The organism is Amycolatopsis acidiphila, from assembly GCF_021391495.1.
Taxonomy (GTDB): Bacteria; Actinomycetota; Actinomycetes; order Mycobacteriales; family Pseudonocardiaceae; genus Amycolatopsis_E; species Amycolatopsis_E acidiphila.
Map to the genome: position 1 here is coordinate 2,705,134 of NZ_CP090063.1, position 24,540 is coordinate 2,729,673.

The 24,540-nt window shown below is 70.6% G+C and carries 23 protein-coding genes; 21 read left to right on the forward strand and 2 right to left on the reverse strand.

All coding sequences use genetic code 11. The features are described 5' to 3' along the window. The first annotated feature begins 10 nt into the window (after positions 1–10). The 6 genes from LWP59_RS13110 to LWP59_RS13135 are packed head-to-tail and all read left to right on the forward strand — an operon-like array spanning position 11 to position 5,781. On the forward strand, positions 11–775 hold the full coding sequence (locus LWP59_RS13110) for an SDR family NAD(P)-dependent oxidoreductase (RefSeq protein ID WP_144633467.1): 765 nt from the start codon (positions 11–13) through the stop codon (positions 773–775). Then, positions 772–3,108, forward strand: a complete 2,337-nt coding sequence (locus tag LWP59_RS13115) for a xanthine dehydrogenase family protein molybdopterin-binding subunit (protein ID WP_144633470.1) — start codon at positions 772–774, stop codon at positions 3,106–3,108. Before LWP59_RS13110 ends, LWP59_RS13115 begins: the two co-directional genes overlap by 4 nt. Next, the gene (locus tag LWP59_RS13120; protein WP_144633473.1) at positions 3,105–3,833 is read left to right on the forward strand and encodes an enoyl-CoA hydratase; all 729 of its coding nucleotides are present in this window, start codon (positions 3,105–3,107) and stop codon (positions 3,831–3,833) included. The genes LWP59_RS13115 and LWP59_RS13120 overlap by 4 nt, the downstream gene beginning before the upstream one ends. A gap of 9 nt (positions 3,834–3,842) precedes the next feature. Next, positions 3,843–4,661 carry an FAD binding domain-containing protein gene (locus LWP59_RS13125; RefSeq protein ID WP_144633476.1) on the forward strand — a complete coding sequence of 273 codons (819 nt, stop codon included), beginning with the start codon at positions 3,843–3,845 and terminating at the stop codon, positions 4,659–4,661. Further along, positions 4,658–5,128, forward strand: coding sequence for a (2Fe-2S)-binding protein (locus LWP59_RS13130; RefSeq protein WP_144633479.1), 471 nt, complete (start codon positions 4,658–4,660; stop codon positions 5,126–5,128). The genes LWP59_RS13125 and LWP59_RS13130 overlap by 4 nt, the downstream gene beginning before the upstream one ends. Then, complete coding sequence (locus LWP59_RS13135; RefSeq protein WP_186383049.1) at positions 5,125–5,781, forward strand: LLM class flavin-dependent oxidoreductase; 657 nt, start codon at positions 5,125–5,127, stop codon at positions 5,779–5,781. The genes LWP59_RS13130 and LWP59_RS13135 overlap by 4 nt, the downstream gene beginning before the upstream one ends. A gap of 6 nt (positions 5,782–5,787) precedes the next feature. Here the strand turns inward: LWP59_RS13135 and LWP59_RS13140 are convergent, their stop codons facing one another. After that, entirely contained in the window at positions 5,788–7,272 is a 1,485-nt protein-coding gene (locus LWP59_RS13140; RefSeq protein WP_144633485.1) for an aldehyde dehydrogenase (NADP(+)), read from the reverse strand. A gap of 224 nt (positions 7,273–7,496) precedes the next feature. Between LWP59_RS13140 and LWP59_RS13145 the strand changes: the two genes are divergently transcribed. From LWP59_RS13145 to LWP59_RS13195, 11 genes are all read left to right on the forward strand, one after another. After that, positions 7,497–8,639: a CaiB/BaiF CoA transferase family protein gene (locus LWP59_RS13145; protein WP_144633488.1), complete on the forward strand. Its 1,143-nt coding sequence runs from the start codon at positions 7,497–7,499 to the stop codon at positions 8,637–8,639. Between the two features lie 37 nt (positions 8,640–8,676). Then, positions 8,677–9,807: an acyl-CoA dehydrogenase family protein gene (locus tag LWP59_RS13150; protein ID WP_144633491.1), complete on the forward strand. Its 1,131-nt coding sequence runs from the start codon at positions 8,677–8,679 to the stop codon at positions 9,805–9,807. Then, complete coding sequence (locus tag LWP59_RS13155; protein ID WP_144633494.1) at positions 9,804–10,988, forward strand: CaiB/BaiF CoA transferase family protein; 1,185 nt, start codon at positions 9,804–9,806, stop codon at positions 10,986–10,988. The genes LWP59_RS13150 and LWP59_RS13155 overlap by 4 nt, the downstream gene beginning before the upstream one ends. 34 nt (positions 10,989–11,022) lie before the next feature. Continuing rightward, positions 11,023–12,138: a zinc-binding dehydrogenase gene (locus LWP59_RS13160; RefSeq protein WP_144633497.1), complete on the forward strand. Its 1,116-nt coding sequence runs from the start codon at positions 11,023–11,025 to the stop codon at positions 12,136–12,138. After that, positions 12,135–13,250, forward strand: coding sequence for a glycoside hydrolase family 88 protein (locus LWP59_RS13165; protein ID WP_229858004.1), 1,116 nt, complete (start codon positions 12,135–12,137; stop codon positions 13,248–13,250). Before LWP59_RS13160 ends, LWP59_RS13165 begins: the two co-directional genes overlap by 4 nt. 46 nt (positions 13,251–13,296) lie before the next feature. Then, on the forward strand, positions 13,297–14,454 hold the full coding sequence (locus tag LWP59_RS13170; protein ID WP_144633500.1) for a GAF domain-containing sensor histidine kinase: 1,158 nt from the start codon (positions 13,297–13,299) through the stop codon (positions 14,452–14,454). After that, positions 14,447–15,082, forward strand: coding sequence for a response regulator transcription factor (locus LWP59_RS13175; RefSeq protein WP_144633503.1), 636 nt, complete (start codon positions 14,447–14,449; stop codon positions 15,080–15,082). Before LWP59_RS13170 ends, LWP59_RS13175 begins: the two co-directional genes overlap by 8 nt. Positions 15,083–15,149: 67 nt before the next feature. Next, positions 15,150–16,079, forward strand: coding sequence for an AMP-binding protein (locus LWP59_RS13180; RefSeq protein ID WP_144633506.1), 930 nt, complete (start codon positions 15,150–15,152; stop codon positions 16,077–16,079). Positions 16,080–16,156: 77 nt separating this feature from the next. After that, positions 16,157–17,479, forward strand: a complete 1,323-nt coding sequence (locus LWP59_RS13185) for an MFS transporter (protein ID WP_144633508.1) — start codon at positions 16,157–16,159, stop codon at positions 17,477–17,479. Between the two features lie 65 nt (positions 17,480–17,544). After that, a complete protein-coding gene (locus LWP59_RS13190; RefSeq protein WP_191334851.1) occupies positions 17,545–18,333 on the forward strand; it encodes an IclR family transcriptional regulator in 789 nt (262 codons plus the stop codon). Between the two features lie 110 nt (positions 18,334–18,443). Continuing rightward, positions 18,444–19,325 (forward strand): fumarylacetoacetate hydrolase family protein, encoded by an 882-nt coding sequence (locus LWP59_RS13195; protein ID WP_144635563.1) that lies wholly within the window; start codon positions 18,444–18,446, stop codon positions 19,323–19,325. A gap of 4 nt (positions 19,326–19,329) precedes the next feature. Here the strand turns inward: LWP59_RS13195 and LWP59_RS13200 are convergent, their stop codons facing one another. Beyond that, a complete protein-coding gene (locus tag LWP59_RS13200) occupies positions 19,330–20,490 on the reverse strand; it encodes a glycoside hydrolase family 88 protein (RefSeq protein ID WP_144635560.1) in 1,161 nt (386 codons plus the stop codon). Between the two features lie 264 nt (positions 20,491–20,754). On the opposite strand from LWP59_RS13200, the gene LWP59_RS13205 reads away from it, so the two are divergent. The 4 genes from LWP59_RS13205 to LWP59_RS13220 all read left to right on the forward strand — a co-directional run bounded on the left by LWP59_RS13205 (position 20,755) and on the right by LWP59_RS13220 (position 24,539). Continuing rightward, entirely contained in the window at positions 20,755–21,678 is a 924-nt protein-coding gene (locus LWP59_RS13205) for a dihydrodipicolinate synthase family protein (RefSeq protein ID WP_186383118.1), read from the forward strand. Further along, complete coding sequence (locus tag LWP59_RS13210) at positions 21,675–22,682, forward strand: LacI family DNA-binding transcriptional regulator (RefSeq protein ID WP_144635554.1); 1,008 nt, start codon at positions 21,675–21,677, stop codon at positions 22,680–22,682. The genes LWP59_RS13205 and LWP59_RS13210 overlap by 4 nt, the downstream gene beginning before the upstream one ends. A gap of 83 nt (positions 22,683–22,765) precedes the next feature. Continuing rightward, on the forward strand, positions 22,766–24,082 hold the full coding sequence (locus LWP59_RS13215; protein WP_144635551.1) for an MFS transporter: 1,317 nt from the start codon (positions 22,766–22,768) through the stop codon (positions 24,080–24,082). Beyond that, positions 24,075–24,539, forward strand: a complete 465-nt coding sequence (locus tag LWP59_RS13220) for a MaoC family dehydratase (RefSeq protein WP_144635548.1) — start codon at positions 24,075–24,077, stop codon at positions 24,537–24,539. Before LWP59_RS13215 ends, LWP59_RS13220 begins: the two co-directional genes overlap by 8 nt. The last annotated feature ends 1 nt before the right edge of the window (position 24,540 follow it).

Here is a 24,540-nt window from a genome sequence, read left to right on the forward strand (position 1 = left end):
GGAAACACCCATGGATCTTCAACTCAGCGGCAAGAACGTGCTCGTCACCGGCGCCGGACAGGGCCTCGGGCGCGCGATCGGGCTGGCCTTCGCGGGGGAGGGCGCCAACGTCGCCTTCCACTACAACTCATCGGCCGACGGCGCCGAGGCCGCGGCCAAGGAAGCCGCCGCACTCGGGGTGAAGGCCGTCGCGGTCGGTGCCAACCTGCAGGACGGCGACTCGGTGACGCGGGCCGTCGAAGAGGTCAAGGCGCAGCTGGGCCCGGTCGACATCCTGGTCAACAACGCCGCCGCGACCCAGAGCAAGCCGTTCCTGGAGACCACCGAGGAGGACTGGGCGCCCCAGATCGGCGTCACGGTGGCGGGCACGCTGCGGGTCACGCAGGCCGTCGCGAGGCAGATGGCCGACAACGGCGGCGGTGCGATCGTGAGCCTGATGGGCGACTCCGGCCGCGTGGGGGAGTCCCGGCTGCTGGTCACCGCGACCACCCGCTCGACCACGGTCGGGCTGACCAAGTCGCTGGCCAAGGAGCTGGCCCGCTACCAGATCCGGGCGAACGCCGTGTCGATCGCACTCGTGCAGACCGCGAGCCTGGACTCGCACACCGGCAACGCCGACGACGCGAAGATGAAGAAGATCCTCTCCGCCTACCCGCTGCGGCGGCTGGGCCGCCCCGAGGACATCACCCCGACCGTGCTGCTGCTGGCCTCGCCGCTCTCGTCCTGGACCACCGGGCAAGTGGTGTCGGTCAACGGCGGCTACACCATGCCGTGAGCACCACCGTGACGCCCAACGATCAGCCCGCCATCGGCCGGGTGGTCCGCCGCAAGGAGGACACGCGGCTGCTCACCGGCCGCGGCCACTACGTCTCGGACCTGCAGCTGCCGCGGATGCGGCATGTCGCGTTCCTGCGCAGTCCCTACGGGCACGCGAAGATCAGCCGCATCGACGCGACGGCGGCGCGCTCGGCACCCCGGGTGCACGGGGTGTTCACCGGTGACCTGCCGGACTTCGCCGCGGTCACCCTGCGTGCGCTGTCGGCCTTACCGTCCTATGTGGAAACCGAACAGCCGATCCTGGCCCGGGACAAGGTCCGTTTCTCCGGCGAACCCGTGGCGGCGGTGATCGCGGAGGACCGCTACCTGGCCGAGGACGCCCTGGAGCTGATCGACGTCGACTACGAGCCGCTGCCGGCGACGGTCACGGCCTGGCTGACGCCGGAGGAACCGGTCCACGCCGAGGCGCCGGACAACGTCCTGCTGCAGCGGACGTTCGACACCGGCGAGGTGCCCGAAGCACTGGCCGGTGCGCACCTCGTGGTCGAGCGCGAGCTGGTGACCAACCGGCACGCCGGCAACCCGATGGAATGCCGGGCGGGCGTCGCCCTGTGGGACGGCGAGAGGCTGACGTTCTGGTCCGGCACGCAGGTCCCGCACATCGCGCGCAACATGCTCGCGGAGCTGCTCGGCCTGCCCGAGGGCAACGTGCGCGTGATCGCGCCCGATGTCGGCGGCGGCTTCGGCACCAAGGCCGTGCTCTATCCCGAGGACGTCGCGTTGTGCGTGATGGCCCGGCAGATGCGCGGCTTCCCGGTGAAGTGGGTGGAAGACCGGGCCGAGCACCTGCTCGCGGCCACCCACGCCCGTGACCACCGCTACCTGGTGAAAGCCGGGTTCAGCGCCGACGGCGAGCTGCTGGCCCTCGACGCCGACGTGACCTGCAACGTGGGTGCCTACTCGGTCTATCCCTGGACCGCGGGCATCGAACCGCTGATGGCCGGCGGCCTGCTGTCCGGGCCGTACCGGCTGCAGCACTACCGGTGCACCGTCCGTGGGGTGGCCACGAACACCGCGCCGTCCGGGCCCTACCGTGGCGTGGCCCGCCCGGCGAGCGTGTTCGCCATGGAGTCGTTGCTGGACGACGCCGCGCAACGGCTGGGCATGTCCGCTTTGGACATCCGGCGGCGCAACCTCATCACCCCGGCCGAAATCCCGTACCGGATGCCCTCGCGCCTTGTCGACGACTCCGGCTGGTACGGCGAATGCCTCGAGAAGGCCGTGGCGACGATCGGGTACGACGAGTTCCGCGCCGAGCAGACACGGCGCCGGGAGGCCGGGGAGAACCCGATCGGTCTCGGGCTGGCCTGCTACAACGAGCTGACCGGACTCGGCCGCGCCGCGGCCGCCGGGCCTCGCATGCCGTTCCGCACCGGGCACGACGCCTGCACCGTCCGGGTCAACCCCGACGGCCGGGTCACCGTGCTCTCCGGCGTCACCTCGCAGGGACAGGGGCTGGAGACCACGGTCGCCCAGATCGTGGCCGACGCCGTCGGAGTGCCCTACGAGGACGTGGAAGTCCGCATCGGCGACACCAACGAGTCCTTGTGGGGCTTCGGTGCTTTTTCCTCGCGCCAGGCCGTGATCGGCGGTGGCGCGGCGCACCGGGCCGGCACCAGGGTGCGGGAGAAGATCCTCCGGCTCGCCGCAGAACTGTACGAGACCGACGCGGACGACCTCAGCGTGACCGGTGGGGAGATCCGGGTCGCGGGCGAGCAGAAGCCGCTGGGCACGCTCGCCGAACTGGCCCGGGTCGCCTACCTCGAGTCGAACCGGCTGCCCCAGGGGATCGAGCCCGGCCTCGAGGCCACCCGGTTCTACGACCCGATCCGTGGTGCCTTCGCGGCCGGGGCGCAGGCCGCGGTCATCGAGGTCGACCGCACCACGGGCGAGCTGCGGATCCTGAAGTGGGTGTGCGTCGAGGACGCCGGCACGGTCATCAACCCGCAGGTGGTCGAAGGCCAGATCGCCGGGTCGATCGCCCAGGGCCTCGGTGGGGCGCTGTACGAGCATCTGATCTACGACGAGGCCGGGAACCTGTCCACCGGCACGCTGATGGACTACCTGATGCCCACCAGCGCCGAAGTGCCCGACCTCGTCATAGAGCACCTGTCCAAGCCCGCGGACAACCCGCTGGGCGTCCGCGGGGTGGGGGAGGGCGGCACGCTCGGGCCCAACGCAGTCCTGGCCGGCGCACTCACCGACGCCCTCGGCGTGCGGGTCACCCACCTGCCGCTCACGCCCGCGGTCGTCTGGGAAGCACTGCGATGATCACCACGGAAATCCGCGACGAGGTCGGGCTGATCGTGCTCGACCGGCACGAGAAGCGCAACGCGCTGGACGTCGAGCACCTCGACGCTCTGCGTGCGGCGGTGGAAAAGCTGGCGGCGGCCGAGGTCCGGGCACTGGTCGTGACCGGCCGGGGCACGAGTTTCTGTTCCGGCGCCGATCTCGGTGGCGTCTACGGCGACGGCTTCCGGGTAGCCCTCTACGGCGCGCTGCGCACCATCACCGCGCTTCCCGTTCCGGTGCTCGCCGCGGTGAACGGGCCGGCGATCGGTGCGGGTGCACAGCTCGCGATCGCCTGCGATCTGCGGGTCGCCGCGCCGTCGGCGACCTTCGCCGTGCCGACCGCGCGCAACGGCCTCGCGGTCGATCCCTGGACGATCCGCCGCCTGGCCCTGCTCGCCGGCGGCGGCCCCGCCCGCGCCCTGCTGCTCGGTTGCGAAAACCTCGACGCCGAAGCGGCCCGCCGGTGCGGCCTCGCCGACCGCACCGGTTCGCTCGACGATGCCCTGGCCTGGGCGACGGAGATCGCCGGGTTCGCTCCGCTCTCGCTGCGTTATTCGAAGGTCGCGCTGGAGTCCCTGTTCGAGCCCGAGCCCTGGGGCCCGGCGCTGGACGAGGCGTTCGACGCCTGCTGGCGCAGCGAGGACTTCGCCGAAAGCAAACTCGCTCGCGCCGAGAAACGTGCCCCCCGATTCCGCGGCCGCTGAAAGGTTGTCATGAAGCCCGCACCGTTCGACTACCTCAGAGCCCACAGCGTCGGCGAGGCCGTGCGTGCGCTGGCCGACGCCGACGGCGATGGCAAGATCATCGCCGGCGGGCAGAGCCTGCTGCCGGTCCTCGCGCTCCGGATGGCCAGGCCCCGGTTGCTGGTGGACATCAACCGGATCCCCGGGCTGTCCACGATCACGCCCGTGGACGGCGGCGTCCGGCTCGGCGCGCTCGTGCGGCACGCCCGGCTCGCCGGGCAGACCGCGCATCCGCTGCTGGCCGAAGCCGCCCGCTGGATCGGGCACACCGCGATCCGGTCCCGGGGCACGAGCGGCGGCAGCATCGCCCACGCCGACCCCGCGGCCGAACTGCCCGTGGTGGCCGCCGCGCTCGAGGCGACGATCCACATCGCCGGCCCCGGCGGCACCCGCGCCACCACCGCGACCGAGTTGTTCACCGGCCCGCTGGAAACCACGCTCGCCGAGGACGAGATGATCACCGCGATCGACCTCCCTTCGCCACAGCGGTGGGGGTTCGCCGAATTCTCCCGGCGGCACGGCGATTTCGGGCTGGTGACCGTGGTCGCCGCCGAGGTCGCGGGCCGGTGGCGGCTGGCACTCGGCGGTGTCGGCGGCGTCCCGCTGCGGCCCGCCGAGGCCGAGCACCTGCTCAACGACGGCGCCCCGGTCGAGCAAGTGGCCGCCGCGGCCGCCGCCGCGGTCACCCCTTCCGGTGACATCCACGCCTCGGCCGAGTATCGCCGCGCCATGACCGAGGAGTTCACCCGCCGCGCCCTGACCCCGGACACCGAGCGAGCCGCCGCATGAACGTCGAATTCACCGTCAACGGAACCCGCCACGAAGCGGATGTCGAACCGCGCCGCACCCTCGCCGACGCGTTGCGCGACGACCTCGGGCTCACCGGCACCCATCTCGGCTGCGAGCACGGGGTCTGTGGTGCGTGCACCGTCCTCGTCGACGGCGAGCCCGTGCGCGCGTGCCTGATGCTCGCGGTACAGGCCGACGGCAGTTCCATCACCACCGTGGAAGGCCTGGCCGGGGACGACGGCACGCTGCACCCGCTGCAGGAGGCCTTCTCCGCGCACCACGGGCTCCAGTGCGGATTCTGCACGCCCGGCATGCTGATGTCCGCACTCGACCTGCTGCACCGCGAGACCCGGCCGTGCCGCGAACGCATCCGCGAGGAACTCTCCGGCAACATCTGCCGCTGCACCGGCTACGTGGGCATCGTCGACGCGGTGCAGGCCGCGGCCGAGGAGATGGACTCCGCGTGAGCACGGCCAGTGCGCTGCTCTGCCTGGGCGGCGAACCCCTTGCCGAGGTCGAGAGGACCTGGCGCGCCCTCGACGAGGCCGGCTGCGACACGTGCTACGTCATGGACGACTTCACCCTCTGCGCCGCGATCGCCGCGCGGACCAGGAACACGCGGATCTGCTGCCTGACGCGGTCGCACGATTCGTCCCGGGTGGTGGAGGCGGCCCGCACGCTGCAGTACGTCAGCGGCCGGCGGTTCGTGCTCGGCGTGGGCCCGCTCGCCGACGACCTCGGCCCGTTCGGCCCGGTCACGGCCGCGGAACGCCTCGTCGAGGAGGTGAGCGGGCTGGTGGAGCCCCTGCCGGTCATCGTGTTCGGGTCCGGCGCCGGGCCGGCCCGGCTCGCCGCCGAACTGGCCGAGAGCTGGTTGACGACCGCGGTTCCCGGCCAGGTCCAGCGCAGGCGTGTGCAGCTGGACGAGTTGTGCCGGCGGCTCGGCCGGACACGGCCTCCGCGCTGCTCGGTCGCCGTGCCGGCCGGCCACGCGCCGGACGCGTTCGCCGGGGCGGGTGCCGACGAGGTGGTGAGCACTCTCGACCGGCCGCTGTGCTCCGCCGAGGACGCGGCGGCGTGGCTCCGCTCGGTGGGCGCCGACGACGTGCGTTCCGCGTGACCGCCGCTACCCCGGCGCGGTCACCGGTGCGGCTGTGAGCGCACCGTCCACCCGCCGCGGGATGCGGAGGTCGTTCGCGTCGCGCAACGCGGGCGGCAGGAACGCGTCGGGCACCGACTGGTAGGCGACCGGGCGCAGGAACCGGCGCATCGCGGTGACCCCTACTGAGGTGTGCACCGAAGTCGTCGCCGGATACGGGCCGCCGTGGTGCTGCGCCCAGCCGACCGTCACGCCGGTCGGCCAGCCGTTCCAGATGACCCGCCCCGCGGTGCCGGTCAAGGTGCGCAGCAGGGCCGGCGCGGCGGCGTCGCCGCTCGGTTCGCCGTGCACCGTCGCGGTGAGATTGCCGTCCATCAGGTCCGCCGCGGCAGCCGGCTCCGCGTCGTCGGTGTAGGCGACGACCAGCGCGAACGGCCCGAAACACTCGACGAGCAACTGCCCGGGATGCCGGGCGAGCTCCGTGGCGGTGGTGCTGACCAGGACGGGTCGCACGACCGCCTCGTCCGCGGCGTCCTGCTCGGGCACGCTCAGCGGCTGGACCGCCGGGTGGGCGGCGAGTCGCGCGGCCTCGGCCCGGAACGCGGTGCCGATGCCCTTGTGCAGCAACCGCATCGGAGCCGTGGCCGCCTCGGCGGCGATCAGGTCTTCCAGCCCGTACCCCGCCGGCACGAACAACACACCCGGCTTGGTGCAGAACTGACCGCCGCCCAGTGACATCGACGCCAGGAAGCCGCCGACGATCTCCTTGCCGCGGACCCGGGCCGCTTCGCGGGTGACGAACACCGGATTGAGGCTGCCCAGCTCCCCGTAGAACGGAATGGGGGAGGGCCGCGCCGCGGCCAGGTCGGCCAGTGCCCGCCCGCCCGCCGTGGAGCCGGTGAAGGCGACGGCGGCGATCCGGGCGTCGGTCACCAGCTTGCGTCCGTTTTCCATCCCGTGGACCACGGCGAACGTGCCCTCGGGCGCACCGGCGGCACGCAAGGCGTCGATGACCACCCGTGCGTAGGCACCCGACAGCCGGGGCTGTGCGGGATGTGCCTTCGCGACCACCGGGCAGCCCGCGGCCAGCGCCGACGCGGTGTCGCCCCCGGCGAGCCCGAAGGCGAACGGGAAGTTGCTCGCGCCGAACACCGCGACCGGGCCGAGCGGGATCAGCATCCGCCGCAGGTCCGGGCGCGGTGCGCTCGCGTCGGCGCGGTCGATGATCGCTTCCAGCCACGAGCCTTCCTCGACGGCATCGGCGAACATCTCGAGCTGCCCGGCGGTACGTTCGACCTCGCCGGCGAGCCGGGGCACGCCGAGAGAGCTGTCCGTGTCGGCCCGCGGCACCAGCTCGTCCTCATGTGTGCGCAGCGCACCGGCGACGGCGCGCAACAAGCCGGCGCGTTCGGTCAAGGGCATCGCCGCGAGCACCGGCGCGGCCGCCTGGGCCGTCGCCAGCACCTTCTCGTACTCCGCACAGGTGGTGTCCGCACTCGCGGGGGCAGGCATCATCGCTCCTCTTGCTCGCCGAATGGCCGAAAGTTCTGGCAGCACGGGAATCCGTGGCTCCTCACGATCACAGCCGGCCCACCGAAACCGGTACCTCCAGGTGGAGGTACCGGCTTGGCCGCGGCCTGGGCGAGCATCGATCCATCGCGGCCACCCGCGACCTCGCTGAGGAGGACAGTTTTGCTTCGTTCCGCAGTTCTTTCCGTGTCCGCAGGGGGTACTCGATGACCGGCCGGGCGGCAGGACCGCTCGCCGGAATCCGGGTGCTCGACATGACCAGGCTCGCTCCGGGCCCGTACGGCAGCATGCTGCTGGCCGATCTCGGCGCCGAGGTGATCGCGATCGGCGGCGGCCGCTCCGGCCTGCCGGTGCCGGCGCTGTCCCGGGGCAAGGAATTCGTCACGCTCGACCTGAAGACCGCCGAGGGCCGCACCGCCCTGCACCGGCTGGTCGCCGAGTCCGATGTGCTCATGGAGGGCTTCCGGCCCGGGGTGGCTGATCGCCTCGGCGCGGGGTACGCGGAGCTCAGCGCGCTCAATCCACGCCTGGTCTACTGCAGTGTCACCGGTTACGGCCAGACCGGACCGCTCTCCCAGCGCGCCGGTCACGACATCAACTATCTCGCGATCGGCGGCGCGCTGGGCACCTTCGGGCCGCCCGGCGGCCCGCCGGTGCCCCCGCTGAACCTGGTCGCCGACTTCGCCGGTGGCGGCCTGCTCGCGGCGTTCGGCATCGTCGGCGCGCTCTACGAACGGGAGCGCTCCGGCCGCGGGCAGTATCTGGACGCGGCCATGGTCGACGGGGTGCTGTCCATGATGGGCATGAACTTCACCGACTGGGGCGGGGGTGCGCTGCCGCGGCGCGGCGATGGTGTGCTCACCGGGTCGATGCCGGCCTACCGCTGCTACGAGTGTGCCGATGGCCGGTACGTGGCGGTCGGCGCGCTGGAAAACGCTTTCTTCGCGAACCTCTGGCAGGCACTCGACCTGGGTGCGGTGCCCGACCACTTCGACCCGGCCAACTTCGCCGGGATCGAGGCGCGGCTGAGCAACGCCTTCCGGCAGCGCCCGATGGCGGAGTGGACGAAGTTCTTCGCCGAGATCGACGCGTGTGTCACGCCGGTCCTCGAACCGCACGAGCTGGGCGGGTTCGACCAGATCGCCGAGCGCTACCAGGGATTTCGCCCGGAGTCCGTGCCGGCGGTGCCGGTGTACTCCCGGACCGCCGCGGCGCCCGGGCCGACCGACACCGCCGACGCGACCGAGCGGGTGCTCGCCCGGTTCGGCCTGTCCGCCGAGGAAGCGGGCAGGGCGGCGGGACCCCGCGACGGCAGTGCAGTCACGGGCCTGCGCTGGCCGCCGATGTGAACCGGTACTTCGAAAACCGTTGAGGAGCAAGAAGAACATGGACACCGAGTACGAGGACTTCCGGTCCAGCGTGCGCCGGCTGGCGGCGGACAAGATCGCGCCTCACGCCGCGGACGTGGACGACAAGGAGCGTTTCCCCGAGGAGGCCTGGGCAGCACTGCGCGCGGCGGACCTGCCGGGCCTGCCCTACGACGAGAAGCTGGGCGGTTCCGGCGCCGATCTGCTCTCCCAGGTGATCGCCGTCGAGGAGGTGGCTGCGGCCTGTGCCAGCTCCGCGCTGGTGCTGCTGGTCAACTGGGCGGGAACGTCCACAGTGGTCAGTCATGGCTCGGACGAGCTGCGTGCCGAGGTCGTGCCGCGGGTCGCCGGGGGCGAGGCGGGCGCCGCCTGGTGCATGACCGAGCCGACGGTGGGCTCCGACCTGTCCGGCATCAGGACCACCGCGACCCGGGACGGTGGCGACTGGGTCCTCAACGGACAGAAGCGGTTCATCAGCAACGCCCCGTGGGCCGAGTGGTACGCCGTGCTCGCCCGGACCGGCGAGAAGGACTTCGGCGTCTTCATGGTCCGCAACGACGATGCCGGGATGTCCTTCGGCCCGCACGAGAAGAAGATGGGCATGCGGGGAAGCCCGACGACCGACGTCATCCTGGAGGACTGCCGGATCCCCGGCAGCCGTGTCGTCGCCGACCCGACGCAGGGCTACCGCTACATCAACGGCGAGCTCAATGTCAGCCGTGCGCTGATCGCCGCACAGGCGCTCGGGATCGCTCAGGGTGCCTTCGACGCCGCCGTCGCCTACACCTGCGATCGCCAGCAGTTCGGGCAGTCGCTGTCCCGATTCCAGCTGCTGCGGGGCATGGTCGCCGACATGGCGGTGAAGATCGAGTCCGCCCGTGCGCTGCTCTACGACGCGGTCGCGCTGATCACCGCGGGCGACCCACGGGCGCGGTCCCGGGTCTCCATGGCGAAGCTGCTCTGCAGCGACAACGCGATGTCGGTGACCACGGACGCCCTGCAACTGCACGGCGGCTACGGATTCACCCGCGACTACCCGGTGGAACGCATGATGCGCGACGTGAAGATCACCCAGATCTACGAGGGTACCAACCAGATCCAGCGGCTGGTCATCGCGAAGGACGTCTACGCCGGGCAGGCGCGGTCATGACCCGGGCACTCGACGGGATCCGCGTCCTCGACCTCGGCGAGATCATGCAGGGTCCGCTCGCGGCGCAGGTGCTCGGCGACTTCGGCGCCGAGGTGGTCAAGGTCGAGCGTGGGATCGGCGGCGACATGATGCGGTCGCTGGACCGCGCGGCGGGGGAGACGGGCGAACCCTGCTCCTACTTCGTCGCGGTGAACCGGAACAAGCGCAGCGTCTCGCTCAACCTCAAGACCCGGGAGGGAATGGAGGCGCTGCACCGGTTGCTGGCGCAGGCCGACGTGCTGGTGCACAGCTACCGGCCGGCCGCGGTGCGCAGGCTCGGCCTGACCTACGAAGACCTGGCCGAGCGCTACCCGAAGCTGGTCTACGCTTCGGCTTCCGGCTTCGGGGAGACCGGACCGTACGCGCACAAGGCGGGGCAGGACATGCTCGCCCAGTCGCTGAGCGGCATGGCCCGCACGGTCGGCGACCCGAACCTGACCGCGCACATCCTGCCGGTTCCCGTGGTCGACTACGCGTCGGGAATGGCACTGGCACAAGGGATTCTCGCTGCCCTGCTGGAGCGGGAGCGTTCCGGCCGCGGGCAGCAGGTGAGCGTCAACCTGCTCGACACGGCGCTGGCGCTGCAGACGCTGGAAAGCGCGTCACTGCTGATGTACCAGCGTGAGACGAACTGGGTCACCGACTGGTACAGCGGGATCTTCGAGACCAGCGACGGCATGGTCACCGTGCTCGGGCTGTTCCGGGAGAACGCACTGCACCTGGTGTGCAAGGCACTCGAGATGGAGGATCTCAGCCGTCGCCCCGAGTTCGCCACCGCGGACCTGCAGGCCCGCAACAAGGACAGGGCCAACGAGTTCCTGCGGGACACCGTCCGCACGCTCACCACGGACGAGGCGATTCAGCGGTTCGACGCCGCCGATCTGCTCTCCGCGCCGCTGCTGACGCTCGAGGAGGCACTGGCGCACCCTCAGGTGCTCGAGAACGGCACGATCACCCAGGTCGAGGTCGGCGGGCGGCGGACGACCCGCATTCTCGGCAACCCGGTCAAGCTGTCCCGGACCCCGGCCACGATCAGGCGGGGCGTCGCCGACGTGGGCGAGCACACCGAACCGGTGTTGCGCGAGTTCGGCTTCACCGACGACGACCTCGCGCGACTGCGCGCGAGCGGGGCCGTCCGATGAGGACGTTCGAGCCCACCCAGCGAGGAGGATCCCGATGAACGAGCGCAATGCCTTGGTGCTGAAGGAGTTCGGCGCGGACCTGGAGGTCACCCGGTTCCCCGGGGTGCGACCCGGACCGGGTGCGGTGGTGGCCGACGTCAGCCACGCCGGTGTCTGCGGCACCGACATGCACCTTCAGCAGGGCCGGATGGCGATCCCGCTGCCGGTCGTGCTCGGCCACGAGGCGGTCGGCCGCGTCCGGGAGCTCGGTGCAGGGGTTTCGACCGACGCCACCGGCGCACCCCTGCGGGAAGGCGACCTGGTGTCCTGGGCGTCGAACATCCCGTGCGGCAGCTGCTTCTACTGTGCGACCGAGGGCGAGCCGTCGCTGTGCGAGACCCGCAAGGTCTACGGCATCAACCAGAGTTGCGCCCAGCCCCCGCACCTGTCCGGTGGCTGGTCGGAGCAGATCTACCTGCAGCCCGGCTCCACCATCGTCAAGCTGCCCGAGGGCATCCGGCCGCAGCAGGTGATCGCACTCGGTTGCGCCGGCCCGACCGTGGTGCACGCGGTGCTGGACATCGGCAGACCCCGCGAAGGCGATGTCGTGGTGGTCCAGGGCAGCGGGCCGGTCGGCATGGCGGCGGCCATGTTCGCCGCCGTCGCCGGTGCGAGCAAGGTGATCATCGTCGGCGGGCCGGCCAACCGGCTCGAAGTCGCACGGGAGATCGGGGTCGGCGACGTGCACCTCGACATCTTCACCGAGACCGACCAGCAGGCCCGGCTGGCGAAGGTGCTGGCGGAGACGCCGGACGGGCGCGGCGCGGACCTCGTCATCGAGGCGACCGGGGTGCCGGCCGCGGTCGCCGAAGGCATGGACATGACCCGGCGCGGCGGCAAGTACCTGGTGGTCGGCCAGTACACCGACCACGGGCCGACGATGCTCAACCCGCACCACATCACCCGCAAGCAGCTGCGGGTGCTCGGCAGCTGGGCGTTCTCGCCGCGGAACCACCTGGACTACGTGCTGTCCCTGCCCAGCCTCGCCGCGCGCTTCGACCTGGACCGGCTGGTCACCGCCTATCCGCTGGAGCGGGCCAACGAGGCGCTGGCGGACATGCGCGCGGGCCGGACCCTCAAGCCGGTGCTGGTGAGCGGAGACCGGTCGTGAGCGGGCGGTGGGACGAAGCTTCGCGGCGGATGCGGCTGCGGATCGACGAGACCGCGGCCGACGTGGCAACGGGCTTCCCGAACTACGCCGACACGGACACGGGCGTCTGGACCCGCAGTGCGGACGGGTTCTGGACCGGCGGCTTCTGGGGCGGCCTCCTCGCGCTGGCGGCCGTCGATTCCGGTGCGCGGCGGCACGCGCGGCTGGCCGACGACGTGGCGGAGCGGCTCACGGTCCGGGCGCACTCGGACACGGCGTTCCGCGGTTTCCTGTTCTTCTACGGCGCGGGAGTCGCACACTTCACCGGGAAGAGTGAAACCACACGTGAGGCGGCGCTCGCCGGCGCGCAGGGGCTCGCCTCGAGCTTCAACCACGACGCGGGGCTGATCCCGCTCGGCAGCCAGGCCGAGGAATCCGACGCGGTCGGCGCCGGTGCCGCCAACATCGACGCCGTGCCCGGCACCGTTGCGCTGCTCGCCTGGGCCGCGCGGGAGACGGACCGGCCGGAGCTGGCGGACATGGCCCGCGCGCACGCGCAGCGCCATGTCGAGTACTGCCTGCGCGAGGACGGTTCCGTGTGCCAGTCCGCTGCCTTCGACGAGTGGGACGGGACCCTGTTGCGGCGCTACACCCACAAGGGACGCTCCGACGACAGCACGTGGGCCCGCGCCCAGGCCTGGGCGATGCTCGGCTTCGCCCAGGCCGCCCGCTGGGTGGGCCCCGAGTTCGTCGAACCGGCGACGACGGCCGCGGACTGGTGGCTCGAGCAGCTGCCCGCCGACCGCATCGCACCTTGGGATTTCAGTGCCGGGCCGGCCGAGCCGCGGGACACCTCCGCGACCGCCATCGCCGCGGCCGCACTGCTCAAGCTGGCCGCGCTGGTCCCGGATCGTCCGCGGTACCGGGAGCACGCCGCCGCGATGGTGGACACCCTGACCACGTTCGTCACGCCGACCGGTGCGGGGGACCACCGCCGGCCGGGCATGCTCACCGGAGGCTGCTTCGATCCCAAGCGCGGGGTGGCCACCGACGCGGAGCTGGTTTGGGGTGACTACTTCCTGCTGGAGAGCCTCCTGGCGCTGCGGGGCGTGCTCGAACCGGCGGAGTTGTAGATCATCCGGGTTACTATGGCCAAGACCTCGACCAGGAGAGAGCGCGATGACGCGTACGCCGGAAACCCCCGCGGAAGTGCTGCTGGAGCAGCTCGCCTCGCGGCATTCCGAGCTGCTCGTCCTGTCGGACGACTCGGTCGCGATGAAGTCGGTGGCGCGCCGGATCCGGGAGCTGGGCGAGTTCGACATGTCCCTGGTCGGCCGGCTCGAGTCGGGGCGCCGGCTGGTGCACCGGAGCTGGCAGGGCACGACGAGCACGGCACTGCACCGGCTTGTCGTGCCCGAGGGCGTCGGGCTGGGCGGCAAGAGCATCGCCCAGCGGCGGCCGGTGTGGGTGCGCGACTACCGCACATCGGACGCGATCACGCACGACTTCGACGAGCTGGTCGCGCGGGAGGGTCTCGGTGCGATGCTGGCCGTCCCCATGATCTACGACGGGGAAGTGCTCGGCGCCGTGTACGTCGGCATCCGCACCGAGGCCTCCTTCGGCGACCAGGTGATCGCGCGGCTCGAGGAGGCGGCGGCCGTCGCTTCGGTGACCCTGGTCAGCTCGGAGCGGGCGAAGCTGCAGACGGGAGTGGCGCTGGACGCCGAGCGGCGTCGGATGGCGGCCGACCTGCACGACTCGGTCAGCCCGGTGCTCTTCCGCATCGGTGCCGAGCTCCGCAGCCTGCGGTCGATGGACGACCTCGACCGGATCCGGGACCGGCTCGACGAGGTGCAGCGGCAGGTCGCGTCGGTGAGCGCGCTGCTGCGCAACTCGCTGGCCCACCTGAACGAACAGCCCCCGGAGCGCCGGCTCGCGGTGGTCATCCAGGAGGACTGCGAGGCCTTCGAGGAGCGGACCGGGCTGCCGGCCTCGTTCGTGGCGCTCGCGGAGATCCCGGAGCTGGCACCGGGCCGGACGGAGGCGCTGAACAGCGTCGTGCGCGAGGCGCTGGTCAACGTCGAGAAGCACGCCCAGGCGTCCACTGTGGTCGTGAGCGTCGTGGTGGCGGCCGGGCGGCTCACCGTCGCGGTCGCCGATGACGGGCACGGCTGGGCCACCGGTGACCTGGCCAAGGCGGGCCACCTCGGCCTGCCGCTGTCCGTGCGCCGGATGGAACGGGTGGGCGGCGGCATGTCGGTCGTCGGCAACGAGGACGGCGGCACGACCGTGCGGGCCTGGGTGCCCTGCGTGGCCGAGGGTGCCGACGATGTCTGACCACAGCAACGTCCGGGTGCTCGTGGTGGACGACCATCCGGTGATCCGCGGTGGTGTCGAGCTGCTCGCCGCCGAGGATCCGGCGATCACCGTGGTGGGCGGCGCGAGTACGGGGCACGAGGCGATCAAGGTCGCGCAGGAGGTCGCCGCCGACGTGATCCTGCTGGACCTGCGCCTGCCGGACGTGCCGGCGCCCGAGCTCGTCACCCAGCTGCGGCGGGTCGCGCCGCGCGTGAAGATCCTGCTGTTCACCGCGTTCGCCGATCACGGCGCGATCGATGTGCTGATCGAGGCGGGCGCGGACGGCTGTCTGGTCAAGGACATCACCGGCGGGGACTTCGCCACGGCGGTGCGCCGGGTGGCCCGCGGGGTCCGGGTCGTCGATCCCCGGCTGACCGGCCGGCACGCCTCCGCGACCCCGGAACTGCTGTTCCGGGTCGGCCTCACCAAGCGGGAGTACGAGGTGCTGCGGCTCGCCGCGATGGGGCACAGCAATCCGGAGATCGCCGATCGGCTCGCGCTCGCCCGCAACACCGTGAAGACGTATCTGCAGACCGCGATGCAGAAACTGAACGCGCGGAACAGGGTCGAGGCCATCGCCAAGGCACACGAGCTCAGGCTGCTTTAGCCAGTTCCCCTTCCCGGCGGTTTGCGCGAGTCGCCGTGCTGTCACGAATTCGGTGAGGTGTTTCGTCATGAGTGCATTCCTGGACTACTGGGGAGAATGCGCCGGCAGGCCGGCGATGGTGTGGGTGGACCGGGCCGGGAACCATCGCCTGCTCCCTTATTCTCATTTCGCCGGCTGCGCCGCGCGGTTCGCCGGCCTGCTGGACGACCTCGGCCTCGCGACGGGGGAGTCGGTCGCGGTACTGCTGCCGCCGGTGCCCGAATGGTGGGAGGTCGCCGCCGGGGCGATGCGAGCCGGGGTCCCGTTCGCGCCGATGCCATGCGGTGTGCTGGACGGTGACCGGCTGCGAGCCGCCGGAGCGGCTGTCCTGGTGGTCGACGAGGCACACCTCGAACCCGCGCTGGCGCTCCGGCGGGCTGGCGGGGTGCGGCACGTGATCTGCGTCGGCGACCTGCCGCACGCCGAGGCGATGAACTACCGGGCCATGATGTTCCTGGCGGAGACGGAACACGAACCGGCACCCCCGGGCGGCCCGGTCCTGCTGGCCGGTGACGAGAGCTACAGCCACGCCGATCTGCGGCGACTGGCGGTCGGACTCGGACTGGCGTGGCTGGATCGGCGTCGGGACGACCTGCACTGGAGTCTCACTCCACGGCACACGGCCGCCGGTGTCCTGCTCGGCTTGATCGAGCCGTGGTCGGCGGGGGCGGCGATCCTGGTCGACGAAACCGGTGGGGACCCCATGCGGGTCCGCGGCCTGCTGGAAAGGTTTCGGGTGAACACGATTTCCGCACCCGGATCGTCCTATGTGGAGCTCGCCGGGACCGATCTGCGTGGCCTGCGGAACTCGGCATTGCGTCGCGTGCTCGCCACCGGTGCCCAGCCGGACGCCGGCGCGGCCCGTGCGTGGTCCCGGCAGACCGGCCTCTGGATCCACCCCGGTCCCGCACCCGCCGCGGCCTTGACGAACTGCGCGACTTTTCCCGGCGCCTTTTGACCTCTCCAGGTGGAGGTACCACGGGGTGCCCGCCGCGAAGAGGCTTTCGGAAAACATCCCGACGAAAAGGAACACCGATGTCCCTGATCTCGCGCAGCGGAAAAGCAGGATTCGCCAGCGCCGTCGGCACGACCGTGGAATGGTATGACTTCTTCATCTACGGCACCGCGGCCGGACTCGTCTTCAACAAACTGTTCTTCCCCCAGTTCGACGCCGTGATCGGTACGCTGTTGTCGTTCGCGACGTTCTCCGCGGCCTTCGTCGCGCGGCCGATCGGCGGAGTCCTGTTCGGACACTTCGGGGACCGGATCGGCCGCAAGTCCGTGCTGGTGCTGACCCTGAGCATCATGGGGACGACCACCTTCGCCGTCGGTGTGCTGCCCAGCTACGGGACGATCGGGGTGGCCGCCCCGGTCATCCTCGTCACGCTGCGGTTCGTCCAGGGCCTCTCGCTCGGCGGTGAGTACGGTGGCGCGGTGCTGATGGCGGTCGAGCACGCGCCGTCCCACCGGCGCGGCTACTACGGGAGCTGGGTGCAGATGGGCGTGCCGGCGGGCCTCATGCTCGGCAACGCGGTGTTCCTCGCCTTCGGTGCGATGTCGCCCGAGAGCTTCCTCTCCTGGGGCTGGCGGGTGCCGTTCCTGATCGGCGGCGTGTTCGTCCTCGCCGGACTCGCCGTGCGGCTGAAGCTCGGCGAAAGCCCCAGCTTCGACCGGCTGAAGGACAAGGAGAACGTGGTCAAGCTGCCGATCGCCGTCGTGCTGCGGCAGTATCCGAAACAGGTACTGCTGACCGGCGGTGCCTACCTCTCGATCGGGGTCACGTTCTATCTGACCACAGTGTTCGGCCTGAGCTACGGCGCCCAGCAGGTCGGTTTCAGCCGTAACTCGATGCTGTGGATCGTGCTGGCGGCGATGGCCCTCACTTTCGTCACCCTGCCGGTCTTCGGCGCGCTGTCGGACCGCTTCGGCCGCAAGCCGGTCTTCGCCGCCGGGACCGTGGCGATGGGTGTGCTGGCGTTTCCCTGGTTCTGGCTGCTCGGCACCGGTTCGTTCCTGCTGGCCGCGCTCGGTTACCTGTTGATCTGCACCGGTTTCTCCGCCGCGTTCGGCCCACTCGCCGCGTTCTTCGCCGAGGCCTTCGAGACGAAGATCAGGTACTCCGGCATCTCGTTCGGCTACACCCTCGGCACGCTGGCCAGCAGCGCCCTGGCGCCGATCGTCGCCACCTGGCTGCTGGACCGCACCGGCGGCGTCACGGCGGTGGCCTGGTACATGGTCTGCACCGCGGTGCTCTCACTGCTGTGCACGTTCGCCCTGCGCGAGACCTACGGATCGAAGCTGCCCGACCAGACGCGAACGGCGTCGCGGAGCAAGCCACCACTGCTGCCCACCGAGTGATCCGCGCCGGCCGCCACCGTCCAGCTATGCTGAATGCCATTCAGCAGGACAGGGAAGGACCGGACATGGCGGAATCACCGGTGCGCAGCGTGGACAAGGCGCTCACCGTACTGCAGCTGCTCGGCGAGAGAGGACCGGACGGTCTGTCCCTTGTGGACATCGCGCAGGCACTCGGCAGTCCCAAGAGCGGGGCCCATCTCACCCTGTCCGCGCTGCGGCACCGCGGTTTCGTCACGCAGGACCGGGAAAGCGGCCGGTACCGGCTCGGCGGCGAGACGTTGCGGGTCGCCGCGTCCTACGAGGAGAAGCTGAGCTTCCGCACCAGCCTGCTGCCGTTGATCAGGCGGTTGTCCGAGGAGATCCGGCAGGTGTGCCACGTCGGCATCCTGGACGGCGCGGACATCATCTACCTGGAGAAGGTCGACGCCGACCGGTCGGTGACGGTGGGCTCGAAGATCGGCGGCCGCAACCCGGCGGCGAGCACCGCGCTCGGCCGCGCGGTGCTCGCCTGCCGCGAATGGGACAGTGCGGCGTTGCGAGCCCAGCTGGGGGGCACGAAGGCAGGTCCCCTGCCCGGACTCGGCTGGGCCCACCTGCGTGACGCGCTGGAGCAGGCGCGGGCCCGCGGCTACGCGCTCGACCTCGAGGAGAACGAGCCCGGGATCGCCTGTGTCGCGGTTCCGGTGCTGCTCAACGGAGTTCCGTGCTGCGCGATCTCGATCTCCACTCTCGCCGGGGAAACCGGTCCCGCCACTCTCGCGGGCTACGTGGAGCGGCTGCATGCTCTCGCGGCGCAGTACCTCGTGCCCCCGCTCCAGCTCCCGTCCCGCCCGGCGCGCGCCCGGCGCCACTGACCCGCCCCCATACGTTGACGAGGTGCGCAGGGCCCCGTAGTGTTTGACTGGTACTGAACGACGTTCAGTATCGCTGAACTCCGAAGATGCTGAAGCATGAGGGGAAAAGCGTGACCCATCTTGTTCGATTCGCCGAGCCCGGCCATCCGGCGGCCATCCGCGTCGGGGTGCTGGACGATGAAGGTGAGCACCTGCGCGCCCTTCCCGTGGCCAGCATGAGCGAACTGCTCAGCCGGCCGCTGACGGAAATCCGGGCGCTGGTCGCTGCGGCCGCCGGCGCACCGGCCGTGCCCGCGCCCGGTGCGCGGTTGCTGCCACCCCTCGACGGGCGAATGGAGGTGTGGGCGGCCGGCGTGACCTACCGCCGGTCGGAGGAGGCCCGCCGCGAGGAAAGCGCGGACGAGGACATCTATGCCCGCGTCTACCACGCCCAGCGGCCCGAGCTGTTCTTCAAGTCCGCGGCCTGGCGGGTGGTCACCGAAGGCGAGCCGATCGTCATCCGGGCCGACTCGCCCAACAACGTGCCGGAGCCCGAGCTCGGCCTGCTGCTGACGAGCCGCGGCGAAATCGCCGGCTACCTGGTGGTCGACGACGTCAGCTCGCGCAGCATCGAGGGCGAGAACCCGCTGTACCTGCCGCAGGCGAAGATCTACCAGGGCTCCTGCGCGGTCTCGGCCGGAGTGCGGCCGGCCTGGGAGATCGACGATCCGCTGAAGCTGGACCTGAGCATGCGGATCCTGCGCGACGGGCGAGAGGTGTTCAGCGGGCGCGCCAACACCGGTGAGATGAACCGCAAGCCGGCCGAGCTGGTCGAGTACCTCTTGCGGGACAACGCTTATCCCGACGGGGTGGTGCTCTCGACCGGCACCTCGATCGTGCCAGGGCTCGATCTCGGCCTGGCCGAAGCAGACGTGGTCGAAATCGAGATCGGCGAGGTGGGCGCCCTGCGCACCCCGGTGGTCCGGGGTGCGGGCAAGCTCGATCAGGGTTGATCGCTCACTCCGGGACGAGGTCGGCCACACCGCGCGCCAGCGCCAGCGCGGCGAGGTAGTAGTAGTCGCCGTACGGCAAGGGCCCGTCCGTCCCGAGCCGGTGGGGCGCCGAATAGCAGGCGTGGGCGAGCACACCGACCTCGTCCTGGAAAAGCGCGTCGCGCCGCAACGCCCGCAACATGCGGGCCAGCCGGTCTTCCGCCCCCACCAGACGAGCCAGGTCCGCGTCCCGCCGCAATGTGAGAGCGAGGCCGTAGCACACGATCGCGGCGGCCGACGAGTCCTGGATGCCGGTGTCCACCACCAGGTCGTACGGTGTCAGCGCGTCGATGTCGTGGCTTCCGCAGTAGTAGTCGAGCAGCCGCGCCGCGATCCGACCGTACTCCGCCGAACCGGTTTCACACGCCATGGTGAGGTAACCGGCGATTCCCCACGCCTGACCGCGGGCCCAGCAGGAGTCATCGGCCGCGCCCTGGAACGTGCCCTGCCAGAACGGTTCGCCGTCGTCGCCGATCCGCGCCAGGTGGTAGGTGGAGCCGTCCGGGCGCAGCAGGCTCCGGGCGGTCCGATCGGCGTGCGCGCGGGCGGTCTCGGCCCATACCGGTGCCCCGGTCTGGTGGTACGCCCACCACAGCAGCGGCAGGTTCATCATCGTGTCGATCGTGCTGGTGGGCCTGGACCGGTCCTCGCCGATCGCGCCGAACGCCTGCAGGTGGCCCGAACCGGGTACCCGTCGCTCCGCCAGGACCTCGGCGGCCCGCAACGCCGAGGACGCCGCGGCCGGATCGCCGAACAGCCGGGCGACCAGTGCCGCGCTCGGCCAGAAGATGAACCCGATGTCGTGCGTGCCATGATCGTCCACCCGGCAGTCCAGCTTGGCCGAGAGCGTCCGGGCTCGCTCGACGAGGCCGTCGTCGGCGCAGCCGAGCTGAGCGAGGTGCAGCATCGCCCCCGCCCAGAACCCGGTCGTCCAGTTGCCGTGGTCGTAGTCCGTGCCGACCCACCGGCTGGCCTCGTCGATGGGGCGGTAGACCCAGCGGCCGTGCTCGGCGTAGTGCGCGGCCCGGTCGGCGCCCCCACCGAGCACCGCGCCGGTCACCCGCCTGCCCATTTCTTCGATTTCTTCCGGGGTCGGCAGGAATTCGCCGGTGAATTGACTGTCCATGACTCTCCTGTGACTGAAGCGAGGTCGGCGAGGCGACGGATATCGCTTTCCGGGAAAGGACGACCGCAATCAGGACCGTTCAGCAATACTGAACGGCATTCGGTCGTGATGATCGAAGATTAGGCAACCGCTGCGGCGGAGTCAACCCGCTCAGCGGCCGCCGGGCAAGCGCCGAGCGAAGGTCGAACTGCCTCTTGACAACCTCGGTGTCCGCCACGGTATGGTCTCCGCAATCCATTGCGCAACCGATTGCGGAGAGAGTCAGTGGACCTCAACGGAGTAATTCCGGCCAATATCCTTCCCCTCGACGACGACCTCTCGATCGACGTCGAGGCCTACCGCAGGCACGTGCGGCACCTTGCCGGCATCACCGGCGTCGTGGCCATCACCTGCAACGGGCACGCCGCCGAAGTGAGTAGTCTGGACCGGGCGGAACGGCGGAAAGCCGTCGCGCTCGCCGCGGAGACAATCAACGGGAAAGTACCGCTGATTTCCGGCGTCTACGCGGACAATCATATTCAGGCGGTCGAGTACGCCCGGGACGCGAAAGACGAGGGCGCGGACGCGCTGCTCGTTTTTCCGCTGCCGGCACTGGCGCTGGGTGGCAGCCAGGAAATGGGCTACCGGCACGTGGCCGAGCTCGCCGGCGCGACCGGCCTGCCGCTCGTGCTGTTCTCCTATCCCGAGTTCACGGGGATGCACTACGGCCTGGACACCCTGGCGCGCATCTGCTCGCTCGAGCAGGTCGTCGCGGTCAAGGAGTGGAGCCTGGACCTGCGCAAGCACGAGGAGACCCGCCGCGTGCTGCGCGAGCTGGACCATCCGGTCTCGCTGCTCACCAGCTTCAGCACGAACCTGCTACCGGCGCTGGCCTCGGGCGCGGACGGTATCCTGTCCGGGCACGGCAGTGTGATCGCCGACCTGCAGGTACGCCTGCTGGCCGCGGTGCGGGCGCACGACCTCGCCGAGGCCGAGCGGCAGTACGCCCGCATCCAGGCGCTCACCAGGGTGATCTACCGTGCGCCGATGGCGAACATGTATGCCAGGATGAAGGAGCACCTGATCATGCTCGGGCACGAGCTCGGCCCGGCGGTACGTCCGCCGCTGGAACGGGTGAGCGAGGCCGAACGCGGGCAACTGCGGCAGGCGCTCGCCGAGGCCGGGCTGCTTCCGACGGGCGCACGATGACCGGAGCCGCGCGACCGGGTACCGCCAAGGCGGTCGCCGAACTGGCCGGGGTCTCGGTGACCACGGTCTCCCGGGTGCTCAGCGGGCAGGCCACGGCGATCCCGCAGGAGACGCAGGACCGGGTGCTCGCCGCCGCGCGCCAGCTTCGCTACCGGCCCAACTCCCTGGCGCGGGCCCTGCGCAAGGGCACGACGCAAAGCATCGGCCTGGTCGTGCCGGACATCTCCGACGCCTACTTCCACCAGGTGGCCCGCGGGGTCGAGGACGTCGCGCAGGCCGCGGGCTGCGTGGTCATCCTGACCAACACCGATCGCGTGCCCGCCCGTGAGGAAGCCTGCGTGAACCTGCTGCTGGACAAGCGGGTCGACGGCATCGTGTTCGCCGGCGGCGGGATCGACGACGACACCCACCTCGACGGCTTCGACTGGAGCTCGACCAGGGTGGTCACGATCGGGCCGCACCAGTTGCCCTTCCCGTCGATCACCGTGGACGACTCCGCCGCCATTTCCGACGCGGTGCACCACTTGGCGGAGATCTCGTGCCGCCGCATCCTTTGCCTCGCCGGGCGGCCCAACTGGCTGGTCACCCAGCGGCGGCTCGCGGGCTACCGGCAGGCGGTCGCGGAACTGGGCCTCGACGCCGACCCGGATCTCGTCGCCTACGGCGATTTCACCGAGCCGGCCGGCGAAGAGCTCACCGCCAAGGCGATCGCCGCTGGCTCGTTCGACGGCGTCATCGCGTTCAACGACTACACCGCCATCGGCGCGATGCACGCGCTGGGGTCGGCCGGCGTCCGGGTGCCGGACGACGTCGCCGTCATCGGCTGCGACGACATCCCGGTGGCCCGGATGGTGCACCCGGCGCTGACCAGCGTCGGCTTCTCCCAGTACGAATTCGGTCGCAAGGCCGCGGAGATGGTCCTGGGCTCGGTCCCGCTCCCGGCCGGCCAGCGCATCACGTTCCCGCACGAACTCCTGCGGCGGCACAGCACAGCCCGCCGCTGACCGGTCCTTTCCGGACCCGTTCTCGCACCCTCACCCACAGTCCACACGGACACCGCCCTTCAGTGTGGAAGGAGCACGACCTCATGTCTCTGCAGACAGCCATGTCCAACCGCCGGTACCGAGTGGCCATCGCGATCTCCTTCGCGTTCTTCGTCGCCTACTTCGACCGGACCAACGTGTCGGTCCTCATCGCGAACCACGAGTTCACCGACAGCCTCGGCATCACCGGCAACAAATTCGCCCAGGGCCTGCTGATCACCGGGTTCCTGTTCCCTTACGGCCTGTGCAACTTCTTCACCGGACCGCTCGGCGACAAGGTCGGCGGCCGGCGCGGAGTGATCTGGTCGATCATCGCCTGGACCGTCCTGATGTGCGCGATGGGCCTGGTCTCGAACTTCGTCGTGATGCTCGCCCTGCGGATCGTGCTCGGGCTCGGCGAGTCCATCATGACCCCGTCCTGCAACATGATCGTCGCCGAATGGTTCCCGGACCGGGAACGCGCCCGGGCGAACTCGGCTTGGCTCGGCGGTCTGTTCCTGGCGCCCGCCGTCTCCTTCCCGGTCATCGTGTGGATCGTCAACACGTTCGGCTGGCGGGAGAGCTTCTTCGTGCTGGCGGCGGTCGGCTTGCTTGTCGCCCTGCCGATGATGTGGCGCTGGACCGCCAACCGCCCGGAGGAGATGGCCGGTGTGTCCCCGGCGGAACTGCGCCACATCCGCGACGGCCAGGCGAAACCGGCCGACCCCGAGCCGATCAGGACCAGCCTGCGCAGGCTGTTCGCGAACTACCGGTACTGGCTGTGCGTGTTCTCCTACATGGGATACGGCCTCGGTTTCTGGGGCATCAGCACGTTCGTGCCGTCCTATCTGGAGCATGAACGCCACCTGGGCTTCACCTCGTCCGGCACCTTCGCCGTGATTCCCTGGCTGACCGCCGCCGTGCTGAACCTGGTCGGCGGGATGATCGGCGACCGGATGCCCCGCGGCCGGGTGCTGATGTGGTCCGGCGGCTACGTCATCGGCGCGCTGCTGTCCTACCTCGGTGTGGCCACCGGGACGGTCGGCATGTCGGTGGTGTTCATCTCCGCGGCGGTCGGCTTCCTCGGCTTCACGCTGGCACCGATGTGGTCGGTCATCCAGGAGCTCACCCCGCGCGGCACCACCGGGCTGGGCACCGGCATCGCCAACGGCTTCTCCTACATCGCCTCGGCCTTCGGCCCGGCACTGGTCGGCGCGCTGGTGGACAGCACCGGCTCCTACGACCTCGGTTTCTTCCTGCTGGCCGGCTTCCTTGTGGTCACCGCACTGGCACTGGCGCCGTTGTGGCGCGGGCACGTCAGACGCGGCGCTCAGGCAGAAGTCCCTTCCACCGCAACGAAAACGGAGTCTCACCATGACTGACGGCAACACCGCCACCAAACTGGTGCCCATCTCGCCCGAACTCGCCGAAGGTGCCTTCGCGATCGGCCGCACGACCACCTTCACGAAGACTGTCGGCGAGAGCGACATCTACCTTTTCGCCGGTGTGAGCGGCGATCTCGGCCCGAACCACGTGGACGAGGAGTACATGAGCAAGACCCGGTACGGGCACCGGATCGCGCACGGCGTGCTCATCGTCTCCTACATGTCGACGTGTTCCTCGAAGCTGATCGAGGAAGCGGGCAACGAACCCGCCGTGTCCTACGGCTACGACCGGGTCCGGTTCGTCAAACCCGTGTTCATCGGCGACACCGTGACGGTGACCTACACCGTCGCCGAACGCGACGACGAGCTCGGTGAGATCAGGTCCCAGGTGACCGCACAGAACCAGCACGGCGACGTGGTCGCGGTCGCCACCCACATCCTGCGGAGGGTCTGAA

Excerpts from the sequence above, each read along its gene's own strand:
- LWP59_RS13120 (WP_144633473.1), top strand. The coding sequence starts at position 3,105 with ATGATCACCACGGAAATCCGCGACGAGGTCGGGCTGATCGTGCTCGAC.
- LWP59_RS13180 (WP_144633506.1), top strand. The coding sequence starts at position 15,150 with ATGAGTGCATTCCTGGACTACTGGGGAGAATGCGCCGGCAGGCCGGCG.
- LWP59_RS13175 (WP_144633503.1), top strand. The coding sequence starts at position 14,447 with ATGTCTGACCACAGCAACGTCCGGGTGCTCGTGGTGGACGACCATCCG.
- LWP59_RS13160 (WP_144633497.1), top strand. The coding sequence starts at position 11,023 with ATGAACGAGCGCAATGCCTTGGTGCTGAAGGAGTTCGGCGCGGACCTG.
- LWP59_RS13190 (WP_191334851.1), top strand. The coding sequence starts at position 17,545 with ATGGCGGAATCACCGGTGCGCAGCGTGGACAAGGCGCTCACCGTACTG.
- LWP59_RS13210 (WP_144635554.1), top strand. The coding sequence starts at position 21,675 with ATGACCGGAGCCGCGCGACCGGGTACCGCCAAGGCGGTCGCCGAACTG.
- LWP59_RS13125 (WP_144633476.1), top strand. The coding sequence starts at position 3,843 with ATGAAGCCCGCACCGTTCGACTACCTCAGAGCCCACAGCGTCGGCGAG.
- LWP59_RS13220 (WP_144635548.1), top strand. The coding sequence starts at position 24,075 with ATGACTGACGGCAACACCGCCACCAAACTGGTGCCCATCTCGCCCGAA.
- LWP59_RS13200 (WP_144635560.1), bottom strand. The coding sequence starts at position 20,490 with ATGGACAGTCAATTCACCGGCGAATTCCTGCCGACCCCGGAAGAAATC.
- LWP59_RS13185 (WP_144633508.1), top strand. The coding sequence starts at position 16,157 with ATGTCCCTGATCTCGCGCAGCGGAAAAGCAGGATTCGCCAGCGCCGTC.
- LWP59_RS13140 (WP_144633485.1), bottom strand. The coding sequence starts at position 7,272 with ATGCCTGCCCCCGCGAGTGCGGACACCACCTGTGCGGAGTACGAGAAG.
- LWP59_RS13130 (WP_144633479.1), top strand. The coding sequence starts at position 4,658 with ATGAACGTCGAATTCACCGTCAACGGAACCCGCCACGAAGCGGATGTC.
- LWP59_RS13155 (WP_144633494.1), top strand. The coding sequence starts at position 9,804 with ATGACCCGGGCACTCGACGGGATCCGCGTCCTCGACCTCGGCGAGATC.
- LWP59_RS13150 (WP_144633491.1), top strand. The coding sequence starts at position 8,677 with ATGGACACCGAGTACGAGGACTTCCGGTCCAGCGTGCGCCGGCTGGCG.
- LWP59_RS13215 (WP_144635551.1), top strand. The coding sequence starts at position 22,766 with ATGTCTCTGCAGACAGCCATGTCCAACCGCCGGTACCGAGTGGCCATC.
- LWP59_RS13145 (WP_144633488.1), top strand. The coding sequence starts at position 7,497 with ATGACCGGCCGGGCGGCAGGACCGCTCGCCGGAATCCGGGTGCTCGAC.
- LWP59_RS13170 (WP_144633500.1), top strand. The coding sequence starts at position 13,297 with ATGACGCGTACGCCGGAAACCCCCGCGGAAGTGCTGCTGGAGCAGCTC.
- LWP59_RS13110 (WP_144633467.1), top strand. The coding sequence starts at position 11 with ATGGATCTTCAACTCAGCGGCAAGAACGTGCTCGTCACCGGCGCCGGA.